This window comes from Kitasatospora sp. NPDC036755, assembly GCF_040636595.1.
Classification (GTDB): Bacteria; Actinomycetota; Actinomycetes; order Streptomycetales; family Streptomycetaceae; genus Kitasatospora.
In genome coordinates this window covers 1-9,777 of the sequence record NZ_JBEZUT010000329.1, presented here as the reverse complement: position 1 = coordinate 9,777, position 9,777 = coordinate 1, and the positions used below count along the sequence as shown (strand labels likewise).

The following is a 9,777-nucleotide window of genomic DNA, read 5'->3' as shown; positions in this document are numbered from 1 at the left end:
CCCTGGGCGTGGTCTCCACCGTGCTCAGCGAGACCGCCCTGTCCTTCCTCGGCTTCGGCGTCCAGACCCCCGACGTGTCGCTGGGCACGATGCTCTCCGACGGTCGACGCCGCCCTCCGCCCAGTCCGCGTGCGGCGTCGGCGCGTCGACGTGCAGGGTGCGCGGCAGCACGCCGTGCCGCATCGCCATGACCATCTTGATCAGGCCTGCGGCCCCGGCGGCGGCCTGGGTGTGGCTGATGTTGGACTTGATCGAACCCAGCTGCAGCGGCGCGGCCCCGTCCGCGCGGCCCCGGCCGTACGTGGCGAAGAGCGCCTGGACCTCGATCGGGTCGCCGAGCGTGGTGCCGGTGCCGTGGCCCTCCACCGCGTCCACGTCGGCCGGTGCCAGCCCGGCGTCGGCCAGCGCCTGCCGGATGACCCGCTGCTGGGCGGGGCCGTTGGGGGCGGTGAAGCCGCTGGAGGACCCGTCCTGGTTGACGGCGCTGCCGGCGATCACGGCGAGCACCGGGTGGCCGTTGCGGCGGGCGTCGGAGAGCCGCTCCAGCAGCAGGACGCCCGCGCCCTCGGCGCAGCCCGTCCCGTCGGTGGCGGCCGCGTACGACTTGCAGCGGCCGTCGGCGGCCAGGCCGCGCTGCCCGCTGAAGTAGACGAACATGTCGGGCCCGGCCATCACCGCGACCCCGCCGGCCAGCGCGAGGTCGCACTCCCCGGCGCGCAGCGAACGGGCGGCCAGGTGCAGGGCGACCAGGGAGGAGGAGCAGGCGGTGTCGACGCTGACGGCCGGCCCCTCCAGGCCCAGGGTGTAGGAGACCCGGCCGCTGACCAGGCTGCCGCCGCTGGTGGACCCGGCGTCCACGCCGAGCCCGTAGTCGTGGTACATCACCCCGGCGAACACCCCGGTGGCGGAGCCGCGCAGCGCCGTGGGGTCGATCCCGGCGCGCTCGAAGGCCTCCCAGGAGATCTCCAGCAGCAGTCGCTGCTGGGGGTCCATCAGCTGGGCCTCCGCCGGGCTGATCCCGAAGAAGCCGGGGTCGAACAGCCCGGCGTCGTGCAGGAACCCGCCGTGCCGGGTGTAGGAGCGGCCCGGCCGGCCGGGCTCCGGGTCGTACAGCGCCTCGGTGGCCCAGCCGCGGTCGGTGGGGAACGGGGTGATGGCGTCGACGCCGTCGGCGACCAGCCGCCACAGTGCCTCGGGGGAGTCGACGCCGCCGGGGTAGCGGCAGCCCATCGCCACGATCGCGACCGGCTCCTCGGCGGCCGCCCGGGCGGCCTCGGCCTCGGCCAGCCGGCGGCGCGTCTCGCGCAGGTCGGTGGTGGCGCGCTTCAGGTAGGCGAGCAGCTGCGCCTCGTCACTCATCGTCGACTCTCTCCCCGTGTCGGCGCGCTGCCGCCGTCGTCCGAACTCTGGTGTGTCTGAGGGCCCCTGGGGGGCCTGGTGGTCGCCCGGCCGGTGGCGGGCGGGCTGCCCGGTGCCGGCTCCGGCGGCGCCGTCGGTCGTGGCGACCGCGCCGCCGGAGCCGCCGTGCCGCTACCGGGCGGGGTCGGCGGCCGGCCGGACCGGCGCCAACTGCGGGAACTGGCCGAGCGCCTGGGCGTCGGTGAGCGGCGGGCGCTGCGGTCCGCGCATCACCGCGAACATCACGGAGGGCGCCATCATCGCGGTCATCGGTGCGACCAGCGTCGAGATGTCCTGCATCCGGCGCGCCACCATCGGGTTGTCGGCGACGGTGCGGGCGAAGCGGACGCCGAACTTGCGCTGGCCCTCGCCGCCGCTCAGCTTCAGGTTGGTCTCGACGCCGGGGAACCAGCGGTCGTTGGTGATGGCCATCTGCCACGGGCCGGCGCCGATCCGGGCGACGGCCTTCTGCACCCGGCGGGCCAGGCCGGGGACGAGCCCGGTCTTCTCCAGCTGGGTGCGCAGCGCCAGCGCGCCCATCGCGGCGACCGACATGCCGGTGCCGAAGTTGGGGCTGAGGACCATCACCGAGTCGCCGAGCGCGAGGAAGCCCTCGGGCATCCGCGCCTTCTCGAAGCGGCGCCGCCGGTTGGCCAGGCCGCGCGAGGCGCGCATCGGGGTGACCGGCTCGGCCATGGCGAGCAGGTCGCCGATGACGGAGTGGCGCATCGCGCGGGCGAAGTCGAGGAACTCCCGCTCCTCGGTGGGCGGGTGGTTGCCGCGGGTGCCCATCAGGGCGACGATCCAGCGGCCGTCCTCCTGCGGCATCAGGGCGCCGCCGGCGGCGTGCGGGCCGTTGCCGGGGCGGGTCTGCACCAGGATCCCGGGGAAGTCGTCGCCGAAGCCCTCGGGCACCAGGTAGGAGCGTCCGACGTAGGCCAGCCCGGTGTCCAGGCGGTCCTCGTGGACCGGGCCGGCGCCGAGGTCGGCCAGCCACTGCGGGGCCTTGGAGCGGCTCCCGGTGGCGTCGACGACCAGGTCTGCGGTGAGCGTGCGGACGGTGCCGTCGGCGTCCTCCACCTGCGCGCCGGTGACCCGGGCGGCGGTGCCGGTGAGTCCGGTGACCTTGGTGCCGGTCAGCACCTCGAGGGTGCCGGCGGCCAGTGCGAGGCGGCGCACGGTGTGGTCGACCAGGGGCCGGCTGCAGGCGATGGTGTAGGCGTCGCCGTCGGTGCTCCGGCTCCAGCCCTCGGCGCCGAGCAGCAGGAACTGGCCGACCTTCCGGTGGTGCGCCCCGGCCCGGTACAGCGCCTCGGTGGTGCCGGGCAGCAGCGCGTCCAGCGCCTGGGCGCCGCCGGCCATCAGCAGGTGGTTGTGGTGCGCCTGGGGCACCCCGCGCCGGCCCTGCGGGCCGTCCGGGTACTGGTCGCCCTCGACGACGGTGACGGAACCGACGTGGGGCAGGAGGGCGACGGCGGCGGTCAGGCCGGCCAGGCCGCCGCCGAGCACGAGGGCGGTGGTCACTTGACGACCTCCCCGGCCTCCAGGCGGCGCTTGGCCTCGGCCTCCAGGAAGTGCAGGCTCTCGACCATCTCCTCGCGGGTGGACTTGAGGAAGAAGGCGCGGAAGAACGGCACGAAGCCGCCGTGCACGGCCACGTCGCGGGTGATCTCCACCCGGCCGTCGGGCAGCACCTCGAAGCGGTTGTCGATGCACATCTTGCCCATGGGCATCTTGGTGGTGGTGGAGAAGGACTTCTCGACCTCGACGGCGTCCACGGTGAACGGGGCGCCGCCCTCGCCGGGGGTGCCCTTGGGCTTGTTCCAGCCGGTGGCGCCGACCACGAAGGGCCCCTCGAAGCCGGTCTTGACGTAGTGCTCGTCCCACTCGGGCCAGGAGGCCACATCGGTGATGGTCTGCCAGATGGCCGAAATATCGCCACTGATGACCGCCGACACGCTGAAGTTCAGAGCCATGGGTACCGCGACAGCCTCTCGTCGGAAGGTGAGGGACGGTGCATCGAAACGGGGAGGGAAGCGGTGCATCGCCGCAGGGTGCGCCGGGCAGGCAGGAATCGGGGGATCTCGGGAAACGCGCAGGTAGCGCCGGGCGCCCATTCAAGCCAGCCGGGCGGTGCGGCTGCCAGTGGATCCGCCCCCTAAACAGACCCCCGGCACCCCTAACCGCCCGCCCGTCGGCGCAGGCCACGCCCGGTGGGGCCGGTCACCTGCCGCGACCCCTTCCCCCTTACCCCGGTCGGCCCGCCGCCCCGTCCGCCGGAGGGCGGCCCCTAGCAGGCGGGGCGGGCCGGTGACCCCTAGATGTGCGGCGGGCGGCCCGGCGGGCCCGGACCGGGGTTGGAAAGGCACCCGCGCGTGGCGCACGGTGGGTCGGTGCTTACGTCGACCGATCACCTGTCCGGCCCCATCGGGGGAACGGCCCCCGTCGGGGGGATGCCCTTCGCGCAGGGCGCGCCCGCCGTGCCCGGGCCGCTGCGCTACGAGCTGCTCGGCCCGCTGCGCGTGGTGGACGAGCACGGCGAGCACAGCCCGAGCGCGTACAAGGTGCGGCTGCTGCTGGCGACCCTGCTCGGCCGGGCGGGCCAGGTGGTCACCATGGAGCAGCTGGTGGAGGCGGTCTGGGGCGATCGGGCCCCGACCCGGGCGTCGGCCAACGTGCACGTGTACGTGTCCCAGCTGCGCAAGTTCCTGCACCGGGACGGCGTGACGCAGACCCCGATCGCCACCCAGCCGCCGGGCTACCGGATCACGGTGGCACCCGAGTCGATGGACCAGTTCCGCTTCCGCCGCCTGGTGCAGGAGGGCCGCGGCCACGCCCGGGCGGCCCGGCACGAGGACGCGGCGACGGCCTTCGGCGCCGCGCTGTCGCTGTGGCGCGGGCCGGCCCTGGAGGGCCTGCGGGACAGCGCGCCGCTGGACACGCTCGCCTCGCGCCTCGACGAGGACCGGCTGGAGTGCATCGAGCTGCTGGCCGAGTCGGCGCTCGCGCTGGGCCAGCACCGCGAACTGATCGGGCTGCTGTACGCCGCGATCGACGAGAACCCGCTGCGCGAGCCGTTCTACCGCCAGCTGATGCTGGCGCTGTTCCGTTCGGAGCGGCAGGCGGAGGCGCTGCAGCTCTACCAGCTCGCCCGGCGTACGGTGAGCGACGCGCTGGGCGTCGAGCCGTGCCGCTCACTGCGGGAGCTGCACCAGGCGATCCTGGAGGACGACGACCGGCTCTACCTCCGGACCGGGGCCTGAGGGCCTCCGTACCGGATCCGGGGAGCCGTGCCGCCGTCCCCGCCTCACCCGACCGGCCCGCCGGCCGGCGCCGGGCCGGGCGCTCAGGCGCGCGAGCCGGTGACCTTCGCCTTGCCGAACGCGCCGAGCTTGACGTCACCGATCAGGGTGTCGCCGGTCACGGTCAGGGTGTAGCGGCAGTCCATCGGCATCGGCTTGACCAGGCGCACCTTGAAGGTGATCACGTTGTCCTCCAGCTTGCCCTCCTGCAGCGCCAGCGTGGTGCCGGCCGAGGTGCTGGTGCCGGTCAGGTCGTCGCCGTCGGCGACGATCAGCAGCGCGGCCTCCTGCCGGCCGATCGGGGTGTTCACGGAGATGTTCCACTTGCCGGCGACGTCCATCGAGCCTCCATAGTCGGGTGTTGGCCCGAGCCTAGGAGCCGGTCCTAGACCCGCCCTTGGCCCGGCCTAGCCCTCGCCTTGCGCCGGTCTAAAGCCGTCCGTCCGGAGCCGTCCGGAGCCGTCCGGGGCCGACCGGGGCCGGCTCCGGACGGAGGGGCTCAGTCGCGCATGAACACCACGCGCCGCGCGGTGCCCGGCTGGCCCGGCACGGAGGCGTTCATGGCGGGCCGGCCCGCGGGGACGGCGCGCTCGCGGCCCCAGGTCCGGATGTCCTCCAGCTGCTCCGGGTTGGTGCGGCTGAACGGCGTCATGTTGGTGAAGGTGTCCAGCACGAAGGAGAGGTCGGGCTCGGCCGAGCCGCCGTCGAGGTGGACCTGGGCGGCGACGTCGTGCAGCGCGGCCTCGATGTCGGAGCCGGCGAAGCCCTCGGAGAGGTCGACCAGCCGCTCGACCTGGTCCGGTTCGGGCTCGATCCGCAGGTAGCGCCGGTAGTACAGCTCGATGATCTCCTTGCGGTCCTGGTCGTCCGGCAGGTCGACGAAGAACAGCTCGTCGAAGCGGCCCTTGCGCAGCAGCTCCGGCGGCAGGCTCCGGACGTCGTTGGCGGTCGCGACCACGAACGCGCGCGACTGGGACTCCTGCAGCCAGAACAGGAACTGGCCGATGATCCGCTGGGGCACGCCCGACATGTCGTGCCCGCCGGCCAGCCCCTTCTCGATCTCGTCGATCCAGAGCACGCACGGCGACACCCGGTCGGCCGTCTCCAGCGCCTCCCGCATCCGGCCCTCGGACTCGCCCAGGTACTTGCCGTGGATGCTGGCCATGTCGAGGCGGTAGAGCGGCAGTTGCCACTCCGAGGCGATCGCCTTGGCGGACAGCGACTTGCCGCACCCCGGTACGCCCACCAGCAGGACGCCGCGCGGCGGCCGCAGTTCGGTGCCGCGCAGGTCCGCGTGCATCAGCTGGTGCTTGCGCTTCAGCCAGGCGCGCAGGCTGGACAGGCCGCCGACCGAGTACTCGGAGGACTTCAGGTGGACCCGCTCCAGGCCGGCCAGGTCGCTGAAGATCCGGTCCTTGGCCCGGGCCAGCGCCAGGACGTCGTCCGCCTCCACCGAGCCCTTGGCGACGATGGTGGCCATCAGGTTGACCGCCTCGCCCTCGGTCACCCCGATCAGGAACTCCGAGGCCCGCCGCACGTCGTCCTCGGTCCAGCTGATCGGGACGACGCCGTGGTGGTCGTCCAGGAAGCTCCGGACGATGTCGTACATCTCCTCCGTGGTGGGCAGGTCGAGCTGCAGGCTCATGCCGAGCCGCTGGAGGCCGCTCCAGATCGGGTTGTCGGTGATGAGCACGATGCTGCCGGCGTTGGAGTCGGCGAGCCGGGCCAGTTCGGCGACGTGGCGGGCGGTCGGGCTGTCGACGTCCAGGCCGTCCGGGTCGACCAGCACCAGCGTCGCCTGCGGGCGGGCGGTGAACTGGGAGGCGGCGAACTCCATCGCGCCGACGAACGAACGGTCGTCCTGCATGGGGCTGTTGGTCCGCAGGTCGCGCAGGCCGGTGGCCCGGGTGTAGACCCAGAAGGGCAGGTTGCCGCTGCGGGACTGGGTGGCGACCTCGCGGACGAGGCGCAGCGCGCGCTGCTGCTCGATGGTGCGCAGGCCGATGACCGGCACCCGGGCGGTGAGGTAGCTGCCGAGGTCCCGGCGGCTGTCGGCGTAGTTGGGCATGAGGGCCTTCCGGCGTCGGGGGAGGGGCGGGTCAGCCGCGGACGATCCGGCGGCGGGGCGGGGCGGCGGGGTCGTACGACCAGCCGTCCCGGGAGGCCGGGGCGGTCTCGGCGATCACCGCGGTGAGCGGGTTGTCGCGCAGGGTCCGGCGGCGCTCCTCCAGCCAGCCCGGATCGACGTCGAGCGCCGCGAGCCGGTCCAGCTCGCCCTCCTGGTCGGTCTGGAAGCGGCGGATCCGCTCGTCCACCACCTCGGTCAGCCGGGTGCGGAACTCCTCGTCCAGGCCGGGGTGCTCGGCCAGGGCGCGGACGGCCCGCAGGCCGGTCCTGGCCTGGGCCAGGGCCCGGCCGGCGCCGAACTCGTCGGGTGCGGCGTTGAGCGCTGCGGTCAGCGCGTCGGACCAGTCCTGGAGCCGCCGGGTGAGCGCCTCGGTGACGCGCACCCGGAACCGCTCCCGGGTGTCCTCGGGGAAGTCCTCGAGGACGAGCGGCGGCAGCCCTTCGGCGGCCTCCGGCGCGCCCCGGGCCCAGCGTTCCAGGAAGTCGGCCCAGGCCCGGTAGGAGCCGCCGGAGCCCAGCAGGCCGGTCACAGCCCGGTGCCCGGGCGGCGCACGGTGAGCTCGCCCGGCGGCAGCGGCTCCCAGTCGGGCAGGCCCTCGACGAGCCGGCGCAGCCGGCTGGTGGCGCGGTCGGTGGAGGGGCGGGGGCTGGCGGCCCACGGGGAGCCGGCGGCCGGCGGTCGGCGGGGCGGCGGCGGGGGAGGGGTGGTCACCGGTGGCTCCCTTGCTGGGTCTGGTGGTCCTTGGTGAGGACGGTGCGTCCGTCGAAGGGGGAGGGGCCGTGGGCGGCCCCGGCGAGCGAGGCGATCATCGCGCGGGTCTGCTGCTCGACGGCGTCGGCGGCCCGGTAGCGGGACTCCCAGTCGGTCAGTTCCGCCGCCGCGGCGCGCAGTTGCAGCAGGGACTCCTGCTTGGCCTGTTCCAGCAGCCGGCGGGCCGAGCCGACGACCCGGCGGCCGGCCTCGTTCCTCGTGTGGAGGACCAGCCCCCAGATCCCGCCCACGACCGCGGCGGCGATGAAGGCGAACCCCGCGTTGACGCCGGTGAACACCAGCAGGATCATCGCGACCGCGGCGACCAGCGGCACCAGCTTGCGCTTCAGCGGGTACGCGAGGGCGGCGAGGAAGGGCTGGGCGTGCCGGTCCCAGTGCTCGGCCAGCGAGTGCTCCAGGACCTCCAGCGGGGTGGTGAAGGCGCCGGTCCACGGCGGCAGCTGGAAGGTCTGCGCGCCGACGTTGTGGGAGGAGCCGAGCACCGCGTGCACCTCGGGCGGCACGGCCCGGCGGTAGGCGAGGGCGAAGGAGGCGTGGGCGTCGGCGAACCACTCGTGGCAGGCGGCGACGGCCAGCCGCTGGGTGGCGGCGGAGGCGCCGATGGCGCTCGGGTTGAGCGCGGCGGTGGACTGGACGGTCAGGTAGTCGAGCGTCTCGTCCAACGAGGCCGCGTCGACCTCGACGGCGTGCCGGGCGCGGTCCAGGTCCCCGTCGTGGTCGACCACCGCCTGGTTGAACGCCAGGTCGCGCCGGAGCGGCAGCTCCTCGTTGTCGTACTCGGACACCAACCGGTCGAGGATGTCGTCGATGGCGTCCTCCAGCCGGTCCGAGGCCTCGCTCTCCCGGGCCATCATGGCCGTGTACTTGTCCAGTACCCGCTGGTGCGCGCGGGCGCCGGACAGCGCCGCGTCGAGCTGCGGCCACTGCGGGGAGAGCGCCGCGAGCCGGGGGAACTCCGGCTGGGCGGTGGGCGTGCGCAGCGACTCGATCTCGGCGAGCCAGCGGCGGACCTGGGCGGCCCGGGCCTCGTCGTCGCCGAGCAGCGTCGCCCGCCAGCCGGAGAGGGTCTCCTGGAGCAGCTCGCGGCCGGCCGCGCCGAACGCGCCCTGCGAGAGCGACTCCAGGATGACGGCGAACTCCCGGCCCAGCCGGGCCGGGTCCTGGGCGATCAGGTAGTGGCGCAGCCAGCGCACGGCGACCGCCTGGCGCCGCTGGCGGCGCAGCACCAGGGCGAAGAGCAGCGAGGTGCGTTCGGGCGAGCGCCGGAAGGCCTCGTCGATCGCCCGGTCGCAGAGCGTCCGGTCGTCGGCGGCCCAGGCGGCGAGGGCGACCAGGGCCGGCGCCAGCCAGTAGCGCGGGGTCTGGATCATCAGCTGTTCGCTGACCGTGCGCACGGTGTCCTCGGAGACGAGGCCCGTGTCGAAGGCCTGGAGCATGCCGACGGCGGTGCGGCGCACGGTCTTGTGGTGGCCGAACTCGTGGTCGAGCTTGTCCTGGACGACGCCGATCCTGGTCTCCGCCCGCTGGACGGCGGCGGTCAGTTCGAACCGCTGGGCGAAGGCGAGGAACTTGTTCTGCAGGTCCTGCAGTTCGCCGCGGGTCTGCTGCTGGGCGGCGTTCACGGCCGTCACCTGGCCGGAGACCGCGCCGACCTGCTCGCCCAGCCGGACGACCATGTTGTTGACCTGCTGGACCTGGCCGCGCAGATAGTGGTCCACCTCGGTCATGCTTCGCTCCGATCGGTGCAGTGCGTGTGCGAGTGAGGGTGCGTGTGCGGGTGAGGGGGTGGGGTGCGGCTCACGGCCGGACCACCGTGCCGTCCTGGAGGACGGGCAGGACGAGGCCGCTGCCGTACACCTCGACGTAGGCGTAGGCGCCGGTGCGCACGATCATGCGCGCCGCCCCGAACGGCTCGGGGACCTGGTCGCCGGGCGCGAAGTGCTGCAGGATCACGCGGAACAGGTCCAGCCGGTGGTCGACGAACGGCGGGCCGAGGTAGCAGGTGGCGAGGAAGCCCAGCGGCACGTCGCCGTAGGCGGCCTGGTAGTGCTCCTTCAGCCAGTCGGACAGTTCGGCGCAGGCGGCCGGGTCCAGCCCGGCGTCCAGGCGGCGCACCGCCCGGAGCAGGTCGGCGGGCCGCGGCCGCAGCTGGTCCGCGGTCGCGCCGGACCGCACGGC

General features: G+C 74.2%; 9 protein-coding genes and 2 pseudogenes. 2 read left to right on the top strand and 9 right to left on the bottom strand.

Going from position 1 to position 9,777, the window contains the following annotated elements; translation table 11 throughout:
• Positions 1-107 (top strand): annotated as a pseudogene (locus AB0E96_RS33640) (ABC transporter permease); the annotation flags it as partial.
• Here AB0E96_RS33640 and AB0E96_RS33635 read toward each other — a convergent pair.
• From AB0E96_RS33635 to AB0E96_RS33625, 3 genes and pseudogenes are all read right to left on the bottom strand, one after another.
• Positions 106-1,359: pseudogene (locus AB0E96_RS33635) on the bottom strand (polyketide synthase); the annotation flags it as partial. The pseudogenes AB0E96_RS33640 and AB0E96_RS33635 sit on opposite strands and share 2 nt — an antisense overlap.
• A 171-nt stretch (positions 1,360-1,530) precedes the next feature.
• Positions 1,531-2,922, bottom strand: a complete 1,392-nt coding sequence (locus AB0E96_RS33630; protein ID WP_359829590.1) for an FAD-dependent monooxygenase — start codon at positions 2,920-2,922, stop codon at positions 1,531-1,533.
• Positions 2,919-3,374, bottom strand: coding sequence for an SRPBCC family protein (locus tag AB0E96_RS33625; RefSeq protein ID WP_359829589.1), 456 nt, complete (start codon positions 3,372-3,374; stop codon positions 2,919-2,921). Before AB0E96_RS33625 ends, AB0E96_RS33630 begins: the two co-directional genes overlap by 4 nt.
• Before the next feature lie 477 nt (positions 3,375-3,851).
• On the opposite strand from AB0E96_RS33625, the gene AB0E96_RS33620 reads away from it, so the two are divergent.
• On the top strand, positions 3,852-4,661 hold the full coding sequence (locus AB0E96_RS33620) for an AfsR/SARP family transcriptional regulator (protein ID WP_359829588.1): 810 nt from the start codon (positions 3,852-3,854) through the stop codon (positions 4,659-4,661).
• A gap of 83 nt (positions 4,662-4,744) precedes the next feature.
• Here AB0E96_RS33620 and AB0E96_RS33615 read toward each other — a convergent pair whose 3' ends face one another.
• From AB0E96_RS33615 to AB0E96_RS33590, 6 genes are all read right to left on the bottom strand, one after another.
• Positions 4,745-5,041 carry a hypothetical protein gene (locus AB0E96_RS33615; RefSeq protein WP_359829587.1) on the bottom strand — a complete coding sequence of 99 codons (297 nt, stop codon included), beginning with the start codon at positions 5,039-5,041 and terminating at the stop codon, positions 4,745-4,747.
• Positions 5,042-5,199: 158 nt separating this feature from the next.
• Complete coding sequence (locus AB0E96_RS33610) at positions 5,200-6,768, bottom strand: AAA family ATPase (RefSeq protein ID WP_359829586.1); 1,569 nt, start codon at positions 6,766-6,768, stop codon at positions 5,200-5,202.
• Between the two features lie 31 nt (positions 6,769-6,799).
• Positions 6,800-7,357, bottom strand: coding sequence for a hypothetical protein (locus AB0E96_RS33605; protein ID WP_359829585.1), 558 nt, complete (start codon positions 7,355-7,357; stop codon positions 6,800-6,802).
• The gene (locus AB0E96_RS33600) at positions 7,354-7,539 is read right to left on the bottom strand and encodes a hypothetical protein (RefSeq protein ID WP_359829584.1); all 186 of its coding nucleotides are present in this window, start codon (positions 7,537-7,539) and stop codon (positions 7,354-7,356) included. The genes AB0E96_RS33605 and AB0E96_RS33600 overlap by 4 nt, the downstream gene beginning before the upstream one ends.
• Positions 7,536-9,326, bottom strand: a complete 1,791-nt coding sequence (locus AB0E96_RS33595) for a hypothetical protein (protein ID WP_359829583.1) — start codon at positions 9,324-9,326, stop codon at positions 7,536-7,538. The genes AB0E96_RS33600 and AB0E96_RS33595 overlap by 4 nt, the downstream gene beginning before the upstream one ends.
• Positions 9,327-9,396: 70 nt before the next feature.
• The coding region (locus tag AB0E96_RS33590; RefSeq protein WP_359829582.1) for a hypothetical protein at positions 9,397-9,777 on the bottom strand (381 nt) is incomplete at its 5' end.